Genomic DNA, 18,321 nt, shown 5'->3' with positions numbered 1-18,321 from the left:
GGCGACGCCCGGCCCACTGCCGACGCGCTCCACGGGTGGGCCCAGCAGCCGCTACGCCCCGCCCTACCCGTTCGCAGCTTTAGGACTTACTCGTCTAGGTCGAGGCGGTCCAGCTGTCCAGGTCGGCCTCGGCGAGCAGCAGCGGCACCGCCGCGGGATCGCGCAGCAGCGCCGCCACCGCGAGCCGGTCGCCCCACTGGCCGGACGCCCAGGCGAGCCCGCGCGCCAGCCCCTCCACATCCGAGGCGTGCACCATGCCCTCGAAGAACCGCCAGGCCGCGGGGACACCGTCCACCAGCAGCCGCTCGTGCGCCACGTAGCTCGCCGGTGCGGTCGGCAGCAGCGACCGTACCGCGGGCGGGACGTCACGGACCTCGCCCGAGGACGTCACCTCCCCGGCCGCCTCCTCGCCGGCCAGCGGCAGGTCGAGCAGCTCGGAGAGTGCCTCAGCCAGGTCGAACGGGGCCAGGACCAACGGCCGCCCCGCGACGAGCGGCAGCAGGTCGGGCGCCTCGACCACGACCGGCTCGCCCGCGCCCCCGTTCCCCGAACCGGCCCCCGGTTCGGCATCGGCGAGCACCGGCCGGCCGTCGGCGGCGTCGACCACGACGATCTCGTCACCCAGGACCGCGCGGACGGCGCGCGGGGGCGCGACACGGGCGGGGTCGACGGCGGCGAGGGCCACCCACAGGGAGCGGAGCTGCGCCCGGTCGACCTCCACGGAGGGGTCGCCCAGCAGATCGAGCAGCTCGTCCGGCCCCCCGTGGGAGGCGAGCAGGTCGGCCAGCGTGCTCCGGACGCCGATCATCGCCAGCGCGGCCTCGTCGACATCCGCCGGGGCGTCCCCGTACAGGCCGAACAGCAGCGGGTCACCCGCCGGGAGTCGCAGCTGCGTGGGGCGCCTGCCGCCGAGCACCGGGTGCGTGGACAGCCACCACGCGGTGTAGGACGGGACCTCCACGACCTCCCCCGACACCAGGACCCGCAGCGGATGCAGTACCGAGCGGAGCGGCGGGCGGGACAGCAGGGCGAGGGCGGCGGGCCAGTCGGCGACGTACTCCAGGTCCCGGACCGCGGAGAACTCCCGGGCGACCGGCGGCACGTTCATCTCGGGCAGCAGGTCGAGGACCGTCTCCAGCCACTCGTCCTCGCGGTCGAGGTCGTGGTCGCACTCGTCCGGGTCGATCATGACGTCGTGGTCGTTGACCACGGCGAAGCCGTCGAGCACCCCGACCGCGGCGAGTACCCTCCGGCCGTACCGCTCGACCAGCTCGGGCGCGGCGGTGCCGAAGTGCGTCTCCGCGTCGAGCAGCCCGGCCAGCGCCCCGTCGGCGAGGAGCAGTTCGCCCGCCGGGTACAGCTCGCCGTCGGCGCCGCGCAACGCCAGCTCGGCCAGCCAGGGCGCGTCGCCCGCGGTCAGCCCCGCGGCGTCGACCAGCGCGAGCACCGCCTGGGCCACCGGTTCCGGGTCGGCGCCCTCCAGCGACTCCGAGACGGCGGAGCGGGTCAGCGGATCCTCCAGGACCGTGCGGGGCGTCGCCTCAGCCGCGCCGAGCCTGAGCAGGAGGGGGTGGGCCGCGTCCGGGTGCACCACGCGCAGCCCGAGCGGGGCGAGAACCGCCGGATCCAGCGCGGAGCCGTCGGTCAGCAGCAGCGTGCCGCGCGGTCCCCTGACCAGGCGGCCGTCGGCGAGCGGCACCGGCAGCGCGCCGAGCGCCTCCGGGTCGTCGGCGGGCAGCACCTCGTACAGCGACCGCCACCAGGCCGGATCCCGGTCCTTGACGGCGTCGCCGGAGAGCATGTCCACGATGTCGGAGAGCCGCACCCGCCTGACGCCGAGCGCGTTGATCGCCGGATGCCGGGACGGCCACCCCGCGGGCAGCAGCCCACCGATCATCGGAGCGATCCTCTCCAGCAGCTCGGCCGTGGCCGTGACCACGGACGCCTGCCGCCCCGAGATGACCAGGTCCGCGCCGACCGCGGGCGGAGCCCAGGCCGCGCCGGCGCTCTCCGCGAGGTCATCGGGAAGCAGCAGCGCGGCTCCGGCCTCGCCGGGACCGGCCTCGGCCCCCTGGTCGGCCGGCAGGGAGAGCGCGGGGAGCAGCGGGGCGTCGGGGAGCCTGCGCAGAATCGCCCGGCGGATGCTCGCGTCGAGCTCGCCCTTGCCCATCAGGCCCGGGACGAGGTCGAGGAGCCGGGGCGTCCGCGGCAGACCGGCGAGCAGTTCCAGGTAGGTGTCCGCGGCGCGCTCGACCAGGAAGTCGGTCAGCGGGCCCGGTGCGACGTGCCGCCGGTCGGTGGCCATCGGGAACGAGGCGATCAACAGCGCGGGCAGGTCGAGCGGCTCGTCGCTCGGCGTGGGCGCGTGCACCACGGGCGGCACCAGCGCGGGCAGCGACCGGGGCTCCCCGGTCGCCTCGCTCACGGGTACGGCCCAGCGAACCAGCCAGTGCGGCCGGGAGCGCTCCTCGGTCGGACGGTCGGCGAAGAGCTCGGCCATCTGCTCGGGGGTGAAGCGCCCGGAGACCGAGACGACCTGCCAGCCCTCCGCGGTGACGACCCTCGTCTCCCCGTCCAGGTCGATCTCGATCACCTCCAGAGCGGGCAAACCCAGCAGCAGAGCCGGGCTGGTCTCCCTCAACATCGCTCTGACGGCGTCCTCGGCCGCCCCGTCCCGGAGCGGCAGCCGGACGAGCGTGTCGAACCCGGCGGGGATCTCGATCGGACCGGCCGGGAAGGGCAGGCGCAGCAGCGGGACGTGCCCTCCGCGCTCGGCGAGTTCCTTGGCCAGTTCGGGCTCGGCGGCCACCAGGGCGGCGGTCTGGTCACGGGACCAGCGGACCACCCCTGAGCCGAGCGAGCCGATCACCGGTTCGTCGCAGACCGACACCACGGCCGCGAACCCGACGCCGAACCGGCCGGCCGCGTGGGCGTCGCCGCGCTTGGCGGAGACGCGCAGCGTGGACAGCGCCTCGATCCCATGGGTGTCGATGGGAGCGCCGATGTTGGCCGCCGACAGCACGCCCTCGCGCAGCGAGAGACGCAGCCTTCCCGGCACCCCGGCGCGGAGCGCGGCGTCCGCGGCGTTCTGTGCGAGCTCGACGATCAGCCGGTCACGGTAACCACCGAGCGCGAAGTCCTCCTCCGCGTTGGCGTCCTCGCGGAAACGCGCGGGCGAGGCCTTCCAGGCCGCCAGGACGGTGGAGCGCAGTCGTTCGGTGCCGAAGATGTCAGTCAAGGCGATCTTCCAAAGGTCAGGGCCCCGCGGCCGGGCTCCCCTGCCGGGACACCACGAGAGCGGCGCCCGAACGGCGACGGCCGGGCGGACCACCGGGAGGGCGGCGAGGGCGGCTGCGGGGGCGGCTGCGGGGCGGAACAGACCCGGCGGCGCCGGGTCAGGAGTGACCGAGCGGCTCGGAGGCCGTATCGTCCACCGACCCGGTCAGGTCGGGTTCCGGGACGTCCTCGGCGGTGTCGTACGAGAGCGAGAGATCGTCGAGGATCGGCGCGGTCGGCTCGACCTGGTGCGGCAGCACCGCGGCCTCGGAATGCGCGCCGCAGCCGTGGTCGGCGGCGACCACCCGCCCGTCGTCGGGGGCGTACTCGTTCGCGCAGACGCCGAAGCCGGTACGCAGCGCGCCCGCGAGCGGCCAGTAGAAACCGCAGGTGGAGCACTGGGCGGGGGCGGCGTGCGCGAGCGGGGTGTGCGGTCCCGACTCGCCGGAGTGCCAGCGCCGCACGGCCCGGTCGCGGCCGATCGGGGAGAGCACCCGGGCCCGGCCGAGGCCGTACTCGAAGATCATCTGCTGGTCGGAGTCGTCACCGGTCTCGGTGAAGCCGGGCGCGAGCCGGTCGTCGTCCTCCGAGGTGGGCAGCAGGTCGCCCACGCCGAGGTCGCCCGGACGGAGCCGATCGCTCCAGGGCACCCACTGCGGCGGCATCAGCGCGCCCGCCCCCGGCAGGAGCACGACCTCGCTGACCGTCACGTTGCGCGCCCGCGAGGCACGGGCGACGGTGACGGCCCAGCGCCAGCCGCGGTAGGCGCGGTCGAGACATGCGAAGTAGTGGGTGACGACGCGGTCGCCCTCGCCCTCGACCCCGAGGTGCTCGCCCACATCGCCCGGCCTGACGTTCTCCTCGACCGCGGCACGGGCCAGGTCGACGGCCGCGACACACGCCTGGTCAAGGACCACGGCGCGGGATCGAGTCCGGCTCACGAGTCGTCTCCCGTCAGCCCCGCAGCACGACGGCTGCTGTCCCTACTGGCTCGCTCGCTCACTGCGCTCACAGTTCATTCTCACCCATGACCGGAGCGAACGGCACCGCGGACTCCCGTTAGCCCGGGGAGTGACCAGGCGCATCGGACAACTCCCCCGCCCTTCGGGTATGACTGGATACGTGGCAGCTGGGTGGGAGCGGGTTCGCAAGACGGTGAGTGACGCCTCTCGGCAGGTCGGCAGGTCGGTCGCCGCCGCGGGCCGAGCCGGCGCGCGTGCCGGCCGGGGCACGGGCCGGGCGACGACCCGGGCGGCCCTGGGCGCGGTCAACGGCACCCAGCGAGTGGGCCGGGCCGCGCGACGGCTGACCCATGCCCAGGGCGCGGGCCGCACCGGGCTGGGCCAGCTGATCGAGCTGACCGCCGCGCACAGCGCGGGTGACGCCCTGGTCACCGCGGCCCTGGCCGGGACGCTCTTCAAGCTCCCGGTGAACGAGGCCCGCGGCCAGGTCGCCCTCTACCTGCTGATCACGATGATTCCGTTCGTGGTGGTCGCCCCCTTCGTCGGCCCGGTTCTCGACCGGTTTCGCTCGGGGCGGCGCTTCGTGATGGCCGGCACCCTCTTCGGCCGCGGGCTGCTCTGCTTCGCGATGGCGGCGGCGATCGTCCCCGGAGACGTGTTCACGATCTTCCCGGCCGCGCTGGCCGTGCTGGTGCTGTCGAAGGCGTACAACGTCTCCCGCGCGGCGATCATGCCGAGCGTGCTGCCCGCCGACATCGCGCTGGTCACGGCCAATGCGAGGGTCGCCCTGTTCGCGCTGGTCACGGCCGGCGTCGCGGTGCCGGTCGGCGCGGGGGTCAGCGCCTGGCTCGGCGCCGAGTGGGTGCTGCGCGGGGCGACGGTGCTCTTCCTGCTCCAGGGCGTGCTGGCCGTACGACTCCCGCGCCACGTCGACTCCCCCGACCTGGAGGAGCTGGACGAGAGTGGCGAGGAGCGGCCGCACCGCTGGCGCACGATGCTGAACGTGGGCCCGGTGGTGGCCGAGGCGATGTGGGCCAACGTGGCGATCCGCCTCTACTCCGGATTCCTCCTCTTCTACCTGCTCTTCCTCGTGCAGGACAGGAACCTGCCCGGCCTTCCGCCGACGGTCGCCATCGGTGTGCTGGCCGTGGCCGCCGGTGCCGGCGGGCTGGCGGGCACGGCCGTGGCCTCCTGGGTGCGCAACCACTCCCCACAGGTCATCGTGCTGGCCACGCTCGCGGTGACGACCACGATCACGGTGCTGGCCGCGGTCGTCTTCCAGCTGTGGAGCGCGGTGGCGGTCGCGCTGGTGGCCGCCTTCGCCCAGGGCCTGGGCAAGCTCGCACTGGACGCGATCGTGCAGCGGGAGATCGGCGAGGAGGTGCGCTCGTCCACGTTCGGCGTGGTGGAGGCCTTCCTGCAGATCTCCTGGGTGCTGGGCGGCCTGATCGGGCTGTTGCTCTCGCTGTTCGCCGGCGGATCGGCCGGGCTGGCTCTGATGACCGTGGTGCTGGCGGGCTCGCTCGGCTGGCTGCTGGTCCGCCGCCGCAGGCGGGTCCGGGAGGTGGACGCCAAGGTCGAGGCCGCCCGGGATCCGGGCACCTCCCACCCGGGGCCTCGTCCCGCCGAAGGTACAGAGCGGTTCGCGCGGGACGGGGTGTCCGCGGAGTGGGTCAGGCCGCGGGCCGCGAAGACGGCCACGGTGGTCGTGCGGCCGGAGAACGCCCCCACCGAGAAGCGGACCAGACCGCTGACCACCCCCCACGGCTGAGCCGGGGGCGGGCGGTCGGCGGGCGGTCAGTCGTCCAGGTCGTCGGCCACCGCCCGGAGCACGGCGGCGATCTTCTTCGCGTGCGTGGCCTCGGGGTGTTTGCCCTTCTGGTACGACATGGAGACCGTGTCCAGAAGCTTGATCAGGTCTTCCACGATGACGACCATCTCGTCGGGCTTCTTGCGCTTGCCCTTGGGCTTCGCGGTCTTGGCGAGCGTGGGGGGCTGGTCGATCACTCGAACCGAGAGCGCCTGCTGGCCGCGGCGTCCCTCGGCCACGCCGAACTCGACCTTCTGGCCCGGCTTGAGAGAGTCCACGCCGGAGGGCAGCGCGGAAGAATGCACGAAGACCTCACCGCCGTCGTCGCGGGTGAGGAAACCGAAACCCTTGTCGGCGTCGTACCACTTGACCTTGCCACTCGGCACAGGGGTGACCTCGTTCAGACTGTCGTGAAAAGGAATGGATGTAGGTTATGCCCAGCGGACGCCGAGAGCGACCGTGTATTGGGGCCTGAATTACACAAGAGCCGTAGGAGTTCGCCAGCTGTCGAACCATTCGGCGAACTCGGTCAGATCGCCCAGGATCACATCCGCTCCGTGATCACGCAGTTCCACCGCCGGATAGACGCCCGTTGCCACCGCCACGCTGACGGCTCCTCCCGCTCGCGCCGCCTCGATGTCCGCGACATGATCTCCAACATAGGCGGCGGCGCCGAAAGTCGCGAGCGCGGGCCCCTTGGCCGCCCCGAAGACCGATCCGACGAGTTCGTCCACTTCCAGGCCGAGGAACTCGACGGTGTGCGCCGCGTCGCGGGCGTTCTTCCCCGTCACCACGGTGACCCTGCCCCCGGCCCGCCGTACCGCGTCGACCGCCTCGCGCGCACCGGGCATGAGGGTGGTGACCGGAACCGCGATCGACGGGTAGAGCCGCCGGTAGACGTCGGCCGCCGCGGGGACCTCGGCGGCGGGCATCCAGTTGGCCAGTTCCCACTCCAGCGGCGGTCCGAGCCTGGCCAGCACGGCGCCGCTGTCGATGAAGAAGCCGGTGCGCGACGCCACCTCGTCGTAAACGGCGGCGATGCCCGCGCGGGTGTCGGCAAGCGTCAGATCGAGGTCGAATCCCACCGAGTTCATCGGGTCACTCACCGCTCCTTGTCGGCTACCCGAAGAGGTTTCTTCGAGAAGCCCTCAAAGAATGCCAAATCCCCCTAAATATGGCCAATCCCAAGTGTTGTACATGACGTCCCCCACTGTGGAACCCTGCACCGGAAGGGTTTACTTATCCTGCGGGCAAACCTCCACGGACGGTTCCCCCGAGCGCCCGACGGCCGGGCGAACGTGCCCTCACAACGGGCTTGGACCGGCGCGGTGCGACCCGGCATGGTCGGCACTGGATAGGGTCATGGTGGAGGTATCGGCAGAGAAATGACCAGATCAACGCGCGAGCGGATCATCGACGAAGCCCTGCGACTGTTCGCCGAGCGGGGCTACTCGGCAACCTCGGTGGCCGAGATCGAGGCCGCCTCCGGGCTGTCGCCGGGAGCCGGGGGGCTCTACCGGCACTTCAAGTCCAAGTACGAGGTGCTGGCCGCGGCGGTGAACGAGCACGCGGCCAGAACACGGGCGCAGATCGCCGAGACCCTGGCCGACCTCAGCGCCGTCGACACCTCGACCGAGATCGAGGAGCGGCTGACCCACCTGTGCAGGGCCGGGCTGGCCAAGGTCCGCGAGGAGAGAGACCTCACACGCGTCTTCTTCCGCGACCTGAGCCAGTTCCCCGAGCTGGTCACGACCGTACGCGAGGGCCTCCTGCAGCCCATGTTCGACGCGATCACCACCTGGTTCCGCGCCCAGCCCGAGTACGCCGAGGCCGATGCCGACTGGCCCGCCATCGGTGCCGCGCTCGGCGGGGCGGTGGTCCACTACCGGCTGTTCGAGGAGACCGTGGGCGAACCCCCCGGTCGCGCGGAGCGCGACCGTTTCGTCGCCGCCTGGGTGTGCCTCGCGCTCGGCCTGCTGCCCCGGTCGGCGGTCCAGGCCATCGGCTGAGCGGCCCGGCACGGCCCGTGGAGCGTCACCTGCCTCCCCGCCCCGGGACGACCTCGGAGTCGAGCAGGCGGTAGGCCAGCCAGAAGACCCCCCATGCCGCGCCCAGCAGGAACATGAGCCCGCTGATGCCGAAGAACTCATCCACCACGGTGCCGAGGTCGTTCCTGGCCCGGACCAGGGCGACCAGGCCACCACCGAGGGTGTAGCTCACGATCGGAGCGGCCACCCCGAGCACCTTGTCGGAGGTGTGCCAGCTCTGGCAGGCGATCACGACGAGCGCCGCGACGGCCCAGACCAGCACCGGGATCCGAAAGATCGCGATTGGTGGGAAAGGGATGGGGATCAGCAGTCCCGCCAGGGCGAGCAGGCCCATGCCGACCGCCTCACGCCGGTGGCTCAGCAGGATCGCCCGGGTGTCACGCGCGGCGGGGGCGACGTCCTCTCGCGACCGGGCCGGGCCTCGCCGGCGCGGCCATCCCCGTTGACCACCTACCCGCCTCCTGGCCAGCAGCTCCTCCGCCGCTCGCATGCCCCTGACCACACCGGGCGGCATCCGGGGCCACGGCCCCGCGTCCTCCGGCGCCTCCTGCCGGGCCGTCCCCGATGCCGCGGGGGCCGCCGGTGACCCCTCCCGCGCCTCGGGCGAGGTTCCCCGCGCGTCCCGCGGCGAGGGCTCCCGTACGGGCGGTATCTCCTCGGTCGGCGGATCGCCCTCCACGATGTCCTCCCACTCGTCCACGGAGTCCGCTCCGCCCCCCGATCCGCCGTCCGGTGACGTCCCCTGGTCCTTCCGCCCTGACGCGCGAGCGGCCGAGGGGCCGGAATCGCCCGGTGCGGGCTCGGCGGCGTCCGAGGGGACTCCCGTCGAGGCGTACGGATGCCCCCGCACGGGCCGGCGGGGAGCGGGAACATCGAGATCGCCCGGTGCTACCTCGTCCGGATCCACCGAATCGGAATCGGCACGCTCGATCACGCTGGCCATCCTCTCTCGACATCTTCTCGCTCGTGGGCTTCTTTCCCCATTCACCACCCATCACGTGATCGATTCACCCCCTTCGTGTGATCACGGAATTCGCTCAGGCCGCATGATGTCGGTCAAGCCTCTTACCATTGACGGAATGAGCACGGAGTTCACCGAGTGGCTGCGCAGTCAGAGCGACGACCGGTTGCGGGCACTCGTCTCCGTACGCCCCGAGCTCATCACCCCCGTACCCGCGCATCTGGAGGGGCTGGCCGGGCGAGCCTGCAGTCCGTCGGCGGTGGGCAGGGCACTCGACCGGCTCGACCGGTTCGCACTCGCGGTCATGGAGACGCTGGTCGTGCTCCCCTCCCCCGTCCCCTACCGGTCGCTACGCGCCCAGCTGGCCCGCGCCCTGCCGGGGACGGCGGGCCCGGCGTTCCAGAGCGCCCTCAAGGAGGCGGTCGAGCGGCTGCGCACCATGGCGCTGGTCTACGGGCCCGACCGGGCCCTGGCCCCGGCCCCCGGTGTGCGGGAGGTGCTGGACGGTCCCGCCGGGCTCGGCCCGCCCGCCGAGGAGGCGTTCCGGCACCATTCCGCCGAGCGGCTGGCCGAGCTGGTCCAGGACATCGGAGGCGAGGGCGGCGACACCAGGGAGGCCCTCGCCGCACTGCTCGGCGATCCGGAGATCGTCGGACGGCTGGTCGAGGAGGTCTCGCCGCAGGCCCGGTCGGCGCTCAACGAGCTGGCCTGGGGGCCGGCCAGCGGCCGGGTGCCCAACGCCCGTCGCGAGGTTCGGGCCGCCACCGCGCAGTCGCCGATCGAGCAGCTCCTCTCCCGCGCGCTGCTGGCCGCCACCGGTGAGGAGACCGTGGTGCTGCCCCGCGAGGTCGCGCTGTTCCTGCGCGACGGCCGGATCCACCGGGACCTGTCCCCCCTCCCGCCCACGACCGGGGGCACCGAGCGCGACCAGCGGCTCGCCGACCGTACCGCGGCCGGACAGGCGTTCACCTTCACCCGCGCGGTGGAGGAACTGTGCGAGCGCTGGAGCGTCGACCCGCCCGGCGTGCTCCGCAGCGGCGGCCTGGCCGTGCGCGACCTCAAACGGGTCGCGACCCTGCTCGACCTGCCCGAGTGGGTGGCGGGGCTGATCGTCGAGGTGTGTCACGCGGCGGGGCTGGTCGCGGCGAGCGGCGCGGTCGACGGGGAGTGGATGCCCACCCCCGGCTACGACGGCTGGCGGGTGAAGGCCACCGAGGACCGCTGGGCCGTGCTGGCAGGCGCCTGGCTCACCATGGACCGGGTGCCGGGGGTCATCGGCGAGCGCGACGAGCGTGACCGGCTGCTCAACGCCCTCCATCCCGACCTGCGCCGCACCGCCGCCGCCGAGGTCCGCACCACCACCCTGGCCATGCTCGCCTCGACGCCCGGGGTGGCACCCACTCTGGAGGCGGTACGGACGCGTCTGGCCTGGGAGCAGCCCCGCCGTCGCGGTGGCCAGCGCGACCAGCTGGTGGAGTTCACGCTGCGCGAGGCCGAGCAGATCGGCGTCACCGGCCTCGGGCTGCTCTCCGGCCACGGCCGCGCCCTGCTCCCCGAGGCCCTCGACGGCCCCGGCGTCTCCGGTGACCCCGGCGGTGGCCGCGCCGCCTCCGCCGCCCGCCTGCTGCTCCCGCTGTTGCCCGAGCCGCTCGACCACGTGCTCCTCCAGGCCGACCTGACCGCCGTCGCCCCCGGGCCGCTCACCGGTGACCTGAGACGGTGGCTGGCACTGGCCGCCGAGGTGGAGTCGACCGGCGGTGCGACGGTCTACCGCTTCGACGAGCGGTCGATCCGGCGGGCACTGGACTCCGGGCAGGGCGCCGAGGAGATGCTGGCCATGCTGGAGCGCCACTCGACCACGCCGGTGCCGCAACCGCTCAGCTACCTGGTCACCGACGTGGCCCGGCGCCACGGCCGGATGCGCGTCGGCACGGCGAGCGCGTACGTGCGATGCGACGACTCCTCGCTGCTGGACGAGGTGATGGCCGACAAGCGGGCGATCCCGCTACGGCTGCGGCGGCTCGCCCCCACGGTGATCGCTTCCAAGTCCTCCCGGCCGACGCTGGTCGACTCGCTGCGCGCGATGGGGTACGCCCCGGCCGCGGAGTCCCTCGACGGCGACGTGATCATCACCCAGCTCGACGTCCGCAGGACCGAGAGCACCCTGGCGGCCCGCCCCCCGATCACGTTCGGCGGCCCCGAGGCCGACGTGGTGGCGGCGGCCGTCCGCGCCGTGCGCGCGGGTGACGCCGCCCACCAGGCCCGCAGGGCCCCGGTGGCCGCCCCCGGCGGCCAGGTGCCGCGCTCCCCCGCCACCTCCACGATCGTCGCCCTGCGCGAGGCCATCCGGCAGGGGTCGCAGGTCTGGATCGGTTACCTCGACTCCCAGGGCAACGCCACCAGCCGGATCCTCGAACCGGCCCGGCTGGAGGGCGGCTATCTCACCGCCTACGACGAGACGCGGGCGGCGGTGCACCGCTTCGCCCTGCACCGCATCACCGGCATCGCCGACATCGCCTGAGACGTCCTCGGCGGGACCGGCCGGGCTCGGGGGCTGCCCCGGCGTGCCGGGGAAAGGCCACGGGGGTAGTCTCGATCCAGGGATGGGGCCGCCGCGAACTCGGTCACCGGTCCTGCGGGACCGCGCCACTCGCCGGGACGCGAGGGCCCCTTTTCAGTCTCATCCCGGCCCCGGGCCCTGTCCCGCGGACCTTGCCGTCGCGAGGATCGGCCGGTGGTGCCTCGTGAGGCGGAGGGAGGGAGCCGCGGTGGCCGACGACGCGGCGGGGCGTCGCCCGAGCGGCCGCGACGGGCGAAAGTTCCAGGAGGATAAGGCCTGGCCACCGGGATACGACCGGGTCCATTCGCCGAAGGCACACGACTCACGCCCCATATCGTGATACCTGTCGACGTTCCGAGCTCCACAGAAGCGAGAGATCCACAGTGAGCAGCGGTCACTCCGAAGGTCCCAGTACCAACCCGGACGACTGGAAAAGCCCCTATAACACGGGGCCCGGCCAGACCCCCGGCTACGGCCAGCCCCAGCAGGGTCGCCACTCCGAGCACACCCAGCCGTCCGGCTACCAGGCCCCCGGCTACGGACAGCCCGACTATGGCCAGTCCGGCTATGACCAGTCCGGCTATGACCAGTCCGGCTACGGACAGCCAGGCTACGGCGAACCCGGCTATGGTCAGCCCGGCTATGGTCAGCCCGGTTACGGCCAGTCCGGCTACGGCGAACCCGGCTACGGACAGGGTTATGGCCGGCCCGGCTATGGCCAGGGCTACGGCGCACCCCCGCACCGCAACACCGAGGGTGTCAGGACCCACGCGATCGTCGCCATGGTCATCAGCATCGTGTGCACGCTGAGCTGCTACGTGACCCTCGGCGGCCTGGTCGGCGTCATCCTGTCGAGTGTCGCCCTGGGGAGGGTGGACACCGATCCCCCGGCCGCCAGGAACCTGCTCAAGTGGACCTGGATCAGCATCGGCATCAACATCGGGCTGATCATCCTGGGTGTGGCCGCCTTCATCATCGCCGGCATCAACGGCGCCTTCGACTGAACAACCCCGGGGATCGCCGTCCGCGGCCTGTGGTCGCGCACGGGTGCCGTAGACCGGGCAGGCGAGGGACGGCCAGGTGGTGAGATCGATCACGCCGGACGGGAGGCGGGACTGCCTGGGCGCTCCCGCCCGTTGCACACAGGAGACATGGAGCGGGGCGCGCCCGCGAGTGCGACCATGAGCTGATCCGCCGTAGCCCGCAGTGACCATAGGGAGAAGTCTGTGACTGACGGACCACTGATCGTCCAATCGGACAAGACCCTGCTCCTTGAGGTCGATCACGAGAAGGCCGGGGAGTGCCGCAAGGCGATCGCCCCGTTCGCCGAGCTGGAGCGTGCGCCCGAGCACGTGCACACCTACCGCGTCACCCCGCTGGCGCTGTGGAACGCGCGGGCCGCCGGGCACGACGCCGAACAGGTGATCGACGCGCTGATCGCGCACAGCCGCTACCCCGTGCCGCACGCGCTGCTGGTCGACGTCGCCGAGACGATGTCGCGGTACGGCAGGCTCCGCCTGGAGAAGCATCCCGTCCACGGGCTCGTCCTGACCAGCACCGACCGGGCCGTGCTGGAGGAGGTGCTGCGCTCCAAGAAGATCCAGCCACTGCTGGGCGAGCGGCTGGGCGACGACGGCGTGGCCGTGCACCCGAGCGAGCGCGGCAACATCAAGCAGCACCTGCTCAAGCTGGGCTGGCCCGCCGAGGACATGGCCGGGTACGTCGACGGCGAGCACCACCCGATCGCGCTCACCGAGGACGGCTGGGAGCTGCGCACCTACCAGCGGGAGGCCGCCGAGGCTTTCTGGCACGGCGGCTCCGGCGTCGTCGTGCTCCCCTGCGGCGCGGGCAAGACGATCGTGGGCGCGGCGGCGATGGCGCGGGCCAAGGCGACGACGCTGATCCTGGTGACCAACACGGTCTCGGCGCACCAGTGGAAGCAGGAACTGCTCAAGCGGACCTCGCTGACCGAGGACGAGATCGGCGAGTACACCGGTACGAAGAAGGAGATCCGGCCCGTCACCATCGCCACGTACCAGGTGATGACGACCCGCAGGCAGGGCGTCTACCGGCACCTGGAGCTGTTCGACGCCCGCGACTGGGGCCTGGTCGTCTACGACGAGGTGCACCTGCTGCCCGCGCCGATCTTCCGGATGACCGCCGATCTGCAGGCCAGGCGGCGGGTGGGCCTGACCGCGACGCTCGTGCGCGAGGACGGCCGCGAGGGTGACGTGTTCTCCCTGATCGGCCCCAAGCGGTACGACGCGCCGTGGAGGGAGATGGAGAACCAGGGCTGGATCGCCCCGGCCGACTGCGTCGAGGTGCGGGTGACGCTGACCGACACCGAACGGCTGGCCTACGCGATGGCCGAGTCCGAGGAGCGCTACCGGTTCTGCGCGACCACACCGTCCAAGACGCAGGTGACCGAGGCACTGGTCCGGCAGCACCCGGGCGAGCAGGTGCTGGTCATCGGGCAGTACATCGATCAGCTCGACGAGCTGGGCGAACACCTGAACGCGCCGGTGATCAAGGGGGAGACGAAGGTCAAGGAGCGGGAGCGGCTCTTCCAGGCCTTCCGCGACAGGGAGATCCAGGTCCTGGTCGTCTCCAAGGTCGCCAATTTCTCGATCGACCTGCCGGAGGCGGCGGTGGCCATTCAGGTCTCGGGCACCTTCGGGTCGCGGCAGGAGGAGGCGCAGCGGCTCGGCCGGGTGCTCCGGCCGAAGGCGAACGGAGGCGGGGCCCGGTTCTACTCGGTGGTCAGCCGCGACACGGTCGATCAGGATTTCGCCGCCCACCGGCAGCGGTTCCTGGCCGAGCAGGGGTACGCCTATCAGATCATCGACGCGGACGACGTGCTCGCCGGAGAATAGCCCCACATGGCGAACACGTCGTCAATTTGTGTCAGGTCCACGAAATCCCGCGGGCTTTCGACAAACGAACCACCCCCTCGCTAGGCCTTACGGCCACTGGCGACATACCCCCATGATCTGCGGGAGTCACCATGTTCGCCTGGCTTTTTCGCCATTTCACAGGAGAATGACGGAGGGTGCCAGGATGATTACCGAACGATCAGGCCGCCGGTAAAGAAAACGCTTTCCGCGATCACCCACATGATCACCGCAGCGATCATCAGAGTGATGAAACGATTTTCGTCATCGCGAATCGGGGGCGCCAGCCAGGCGCCCGCCGTGCAACCGGCCGCGATCACCGCGAACAGGGCCGATACCCAGGCCACCCCGTCCAGTCGGGCCACGCAGCCCGGGTCGGAGCAGAATGCCTCCGGCCCCCAGCCCGCGAACACCGAAAGCCCCCAGAGTGCGGCCAGTAGAAGATTGGCGACCGTCGGTATGACCGGGGAGATCCGCACGACCATCGGGATACCCGCGCCCGCCGCGTCCCAGTCCGGCGTTAATCCTTTTGAGACACACCGGCGTCGCCGCTAAGCTGGTCCATTCGCTACCCGATGACCACCACCTCCGTTTATCGAATGGGAGGCGCTTCAGCGTGCCCGCACATCAATTGGCCCCTGACATAACCGACGATCCCGCCCGAATCCTCGCCGCCGAACGCGAGCACCTGGCCATCTCCAGAACGGCGCTGCGCGCGATGCGCGAGCACGCCCAGTCCCTCTCCTCCGACGCCGCCGGAGACTGGGTCTCCCAGCAGATCCTGCAGGCGCTGCTGGACCAGCGGGTCGCGGCGCTCGCCGACCACTCGGGCACGCCCCTGTTCTTCGGCCGCCTCGACCGCCAGGCGGGCGACGATCTTCCCGGCACGGTCTACGTCGGGCGCAGGCACGTCCACGACGACCGCAGCCGCCCCCTGGTGATCGACTGGCGCGCCCCGGTCTCACGGGCCTTCTACCAGGCCAGCCCGTCCGACCCGATGCGCGTGGTGCTGCGCCGCCGATTCGGTTACCAGGGCGGCGACCTGACCGCCTACGAGGACGAGCGCCTCGACCAGGGCGGCGCCGCCCTCGCCCAGAGCAGGATCCTCACCGAGGAGATCGAGCGCCCCCGCTCGGGACCGATGCGCGACATCGTCGCGACGATCCAGCCCGACCAGGACGAGATCGTCCGCTCCGAACTCGGCCGGACGGTGTGCGTCCAGGGTGCCCCGGGCACCGGGAAGACCGCCGTCGGCCTGCACCGGGCCGCCTACCTGCTCTTCACCCACCGTGAGCGGCTCGCCAGGTCGGGCGTGATGATCGTCGGCCCGAACCGGGCGTTCCTCTCCTACATCTCCTCGGTCCTGCCCGCGCTGGGCGAGGTCAAGGTCGACCAGACCACGGTCGCCGGGATCCTCGGCGACCACTCCGCGCCCGAGGACCCCGCGGTCGGCACGCTCAAGGGTGACGCGAGGATCGTCGGTGTACTACGACGCGCCCTGTGGGCGCACGTGGTCAAGCCCACCGAGGGCGTGCTGTTCACCAAGGGGATCAACCGCTACCGGGTGGCGGACCACGAGGTCCGCGAGATCGTCGCCTCGCTCCGCGGCACCACTCGCTACGGTCCGGGGCGCGCGACGCTCGCCCAGCGACTCGCCCACCTGGTGCTCGTCCGGATGGAGCAGCGCGGTGAGTCTCCCGACGACCGGGTGCAGGACGCGGTCGCCAGGTCCAAGCCGGTCAGGCAGCTCGTGGACACGGTCTGGCCCAAGCTGACTCCACAGCAGGTGCTCCACCGGCTGTTCAGCGACCCCGCCTTCCTCGCCGCCGCCGCCAAGGACGATCTCACCGCCGCCGAGCAGTCGCTGCTGCTCTGGCCCAAGCCTCCCAAGTCCTTCCGCTCGGCGAAGTGGTCGGCGGCCGACGGCGCGCTGATGGACGAGCTGGGCGACATGATCGAGCGGACCGTCCCGCTGGGTCACCTGGTCGTGGACGAGGCCCAGGACCTGTCGGCGATGCAGCTACGTGCCCTCGGCCGACGCTGCCGCACCGGCTCCGCCACCGTGCTGGGCGACCTCGCCCAGGGCACCACGCCCTGGTCCGCCCGGTCCTGGGGCGAGGTCCTGAGTCATCTGGGCTTCGAGGACGGCGCCGTCACCGAGCTGACCCTCGGCTTCCGCGTGCCCCGCGAGGTCCTCGACTACGCGGCCAGGCTGCTGCCCTCCGTCGCCCCGGACCTGGCCGCCCCCCGGTCGCTGCGCCCCGGCGCGGGCTCCCTGTCGGTGCGGCCGGTACCCGACCTGGCCACGGCGCTGGCCCATGCCGCGCGGGAGGCACTCGCCCGCGAGGGCTCGATCGGCGTCATCGTCCCCGACGCCCTGGTGGGCGCCGCGTCCGAAGCCCTGTCCGATCTGGACCACCGGGTGCTGAGCCCCGACACCGTCGAGGACCATCGTCTCTTGGTCATCCCGGCGACCCTGGCCAAGGGCCTGGAGTACGACCACGTGATCGTGGCCGAACCCGCGGACATCGTCGACGCCGAACCTCGCGGCCTGGCCCGCCTGTATGTGGTCCTGACCCGGGCCGTCACCTCACTGACCGTCCTGCACGCCCGGGAGCTTCCCGCCCAGCTCAGCGGGTGACCGTCTGGTCGGCGCGGTACGAACGGCTCCTTGGCCTGTGCATGGGGTTCGCCGCTCTGATCCCGAAAGGATTCCTGCCGACCGGTATGACGCCGATGACCTTGTTGGTCTTGGCGTCGATCACCGACACGCTGTCCGTGTCCAGGTTGGTCACGTAGACGTAGGCGCCGTCAGGGGAGATCGTGATCCCGAAAGGAGCGCCCTCGACCGGGATCCTGACGATGACCTTGTTGGTCTTGGCGTCGATCACCGACACGAGGTTCGGGAGCAGATTGGTCACGTAGACGAGAGCGCTGTCAGCGGAGACCGTGATCCTGGAAGGATTGTTACCGACGGGGATGGTGGCGATGACCTTGTTGGTCCTCGTGCTGATCACCGACACGGTGTCGGAGTCCTGGTTGGCCACATAGACGCGGAGGCGATTGGGGGCGAATCTGATCCCGAACGGGCTGCGGCCGACCGGGATGGTGGCGATGACCCTGTTGGTCACCGTGCTGATCACCGACACGGTGTCGGAGTCCTGGTTGGCCACGTAGACACGGCGATAGGGAATGGCGGTGAGCCTGAACGGGCTGTGGCCGACCGGGATGGTGGCGATGACCCTGTTGGTCACCGTGTCGATCACCGACACGGTGTTCGCCTGCACGTCGGTCACGTAGACACGGGTGCCTCCATAGGAGACGTCGACCCCGACGGGGTGGCCGTTGATGGGAACGGTGGCAGTGACCTTGTTGATCCTCGTGTCGATCACCGACACGTTGTTCGACTGCGCGTTGGTCACGTAGACATGCGCGTTGTCGGGAGCGACCGCCACCCCGATGGGGTTCTCACCGACGGGGATGGTGACGGTGACCTTGTTGGTCGTCGTGTCAATCACCGAAACGGTGTTCGACTGCGAGTTGGTCACGTAGGCGACGTTCTCCGGCGGCGTGGCCGCCGCGGCCGTGGCCGTCGGCGCCACCGGTCCGGCCACGATGACCAGCACCGCCATGGCTGGAAGGACGCGTGACCGCCACCCACCCGCCGGTAACCGGCCAGGTGGTCTCCAGTGGTTATGATCCATCGCTCCCCTCACCTACCGCTGTACCACCAAGAACCCCATCCCTACAGCGGGGACTTCGTTCTACGGCCGCACGGCATCATGTCCCGGAAACGACACGCTGGCTTGAGCC

The 18,321-nt window shown here is 71.7% G+C and carries 13 protein-coding genes; 6 read left to right on the top strand and 7 right to left on the bottom strand.

Translation table 11 applies throughout. The annotated features are described in order from the left end of the window. Positions 1-94: 94 nt before the first annotated feature. Both ACFQVD_RS35275 and ACFQVD_RS35270 read right to left on the bottom strand, forming a co-directional pair. A complete protein-coding gene (locus ACFQVD_RS35275) occupies positions 95-3,238 on the bottom strand; it encodes a sacsin N-terminal ATP-binding-like domain-containing protein (protein ID WP_343980860.1) in 3,144 nt (1,047 codons plus the stop codon). A gap of 157 nt (positions 3,239-3,395) precedes the next feature. Continuing rightward, the gene (locus ACFQVD_RS35270; RefSeq protein ID WP_343980863.1) at positions 3,396-4,217 is read right to left on the bottom strand and encodes a DUF3027 domain-containing protein; all 822 of its coding nucleotides are present in this window, start codon (positions 4,215-4,217) and stop codon (positions 3,396-3,398) included. Positions 4,218-4,398: 181 nt separating this feature from the next. On the opposite strand from ACFQVD_RS35270, the gene ACFQVD_RS35265 reads away from it, so the two are divergent. Further along, a complete protein-coding gene (locus ACFQVD_RS35265) occupies positions 4,399-6,009 on the top strand; it encodes an MFS transporter (protein ID WP_386273172.1) in 1,611 nt (536 codons plus the stop codon). A gap of 26 nt (positions 6,010-6,035) precedes the next feature. Here the strand turns inward: ACFQVD_RS35265 and ACFQVD_RS35260 are convergent, their stop codons facing one another. Continuing rightward, a complete protein-coding gene (locus ACFQVD_RS35260) occupies positions 6,036-6,434 on the bottom strand; it encodes a cold-shock protein (RefSeq protein WP_343982973.1) in 399 nt (132 codons plus the stop codon). A gap of 90 nt (positions 6,435-6,524) precedes the next feature. Then, positions 6,525-7,154, bottom strand: a complete 630-nt coding sequence (locus ACFQVD_RS35255; RefSeq protein WP_343982976.1) for an HAD family hydrolase — start codon at positions 7,152-7,154, stop codon at positions 6,525-6,527. A gap of 279 nt (positions 7,155-7,433) precedes the next feature. Between ACFQVD_RS35255 and ACFQVD_RS35250 the strand changes: the two genes are divergently transcribed. Next, entirely contained in the window at positions 7,434-8,057 is a 624-nt protein-coding gene (locus ACFQVD_RS35250; RefSeq protein ID WP_343982979.1) for a TetR/AcrR family transcriptional regulator, read from the top strand. A gap of 25 nt (positions 8,058-8,082) precedes the next feature. On the opposite strand, the gene ACFQVD_RS35245 is transcribed toward ACFQVD_RS35250, so the two are convergent. After that, a complete protein-coding gene (locus ACFQVD_RS35245) occupies positions 8,083-8,796 on the bottom strand; it encodes a hypothetical protein (RefSeq protein WP_343982981.1) in 714 nt (237 codons plus the stop codon). A gap of 379 nt (positions 8,797-9,175) precedes the next feature. Between ACFQVD_RS35245 and ACFQVD_RS35240 the strand changes: the two genes are divergently transcribed. The 3 genes from ACFQVD_RS35240 (at position 9,176) to ACFQVD_RS35230 (ending at position 14,490) form a co-directional block, all read left to right on the top strand. Continuing rightward, entirely contained in the window at positions 9,176-11,578 is a 2,403-nt protein-coding gene (locus tag ACFQVD_RS35240) for a helicase-associated domain-containing protein (protein ID WP_386273169.1), read from the top strand. Positions 11,579-12,000: 422 nt separating this feature from the next. Then, positions 12,001-12,621 carry a DUF4190 domain-containing protein gene (locus tag ACFQVD_RS35235; RefSeq protein ID WP_343982986.1) on the top strand — a complete coding sequence of 207 codons (621 nt, stop codon included), beginning with the start codon at positions 12,001-12,003 and terminating at the stop codon, positions 12,619-12,621. A 222-nt stretch (positions 12,622-12,843) separates the two neighbouring features. Then, a complete protein-coding gene (locus ACFQVD_RS35230) occupies positions 12,844-14,490 on the top strand; it encodes a DNA repair helicase XPB (protein WP_343982989.1) in 1,647 nt (548 codons plus the stop codon). A 188-nt stretch (positions 14,491-14,678) separates the two neighbouring features. Here the strand turns inward: ACFQVD_RS35230 and ACFQVD_RS35225 are convergent, their stop codons facing one another. Then, on the bottom strand, positions 14,679-14,993 hold the full coding sequence (locus ACFQVD_RS35225; protein ID WP_343982992.1) for a hypothetical protein: 315 nt from the start codon (positions 14,991-14,993) through the stop codon (positions 14,679-14,681). A 131-nt stretch (positions 14,994-15,124) separates the two neighbouring features. Between ACFQVD_RS35225 and ACFQVD_RS35220 the strand changes: the two genes are divergently transcribed. Further along, positions 15,125-17,149, top strand: a complete 2,025-nt coding sequence (locus tag ACFQVD_RS35220) for a HelD family protein (protein WP_343982995.1) — start codon at positions 15,125-15,127, stop codon at positions 17,147-17,149. Here ACFQVD_RS35220 and ACFQVD_RS35215 read toward each other — a convergent pair. Next, on the bottom strand, positions 17,139-18,140 hold the full coding sequence (locus tag ACFQVD_RS35215) for a YncE family protein (RefSeq protein ID WP_343982998.1): 1,002 nt from the start codon (positions 18,138-18,140) through the stop codon (positions 17,139-17,141). The genes ACFQVD_RS35220 and ACFQVD_RS35215 overlap by 11 nt on opposite strands. Positions 18,141-18,321 lie beyond the last annotated feature (181 nt).

This window comes from Streptosporangium amethystogenes subsp. fukuiense, assembly GCF_042665875.1.
Classification (GTDB): domain Bacteria; phylum Actinomycetota; class Actinomycetes; order Streptosporangiales; family Streptosporangiaceae; genus Streptosporangium; species Streptosporangium fukuiense.
Note: the sequence above shows the minus strand (reverse complement) of the source record. Positions and strands in the feature narration are given on the sequence as shown.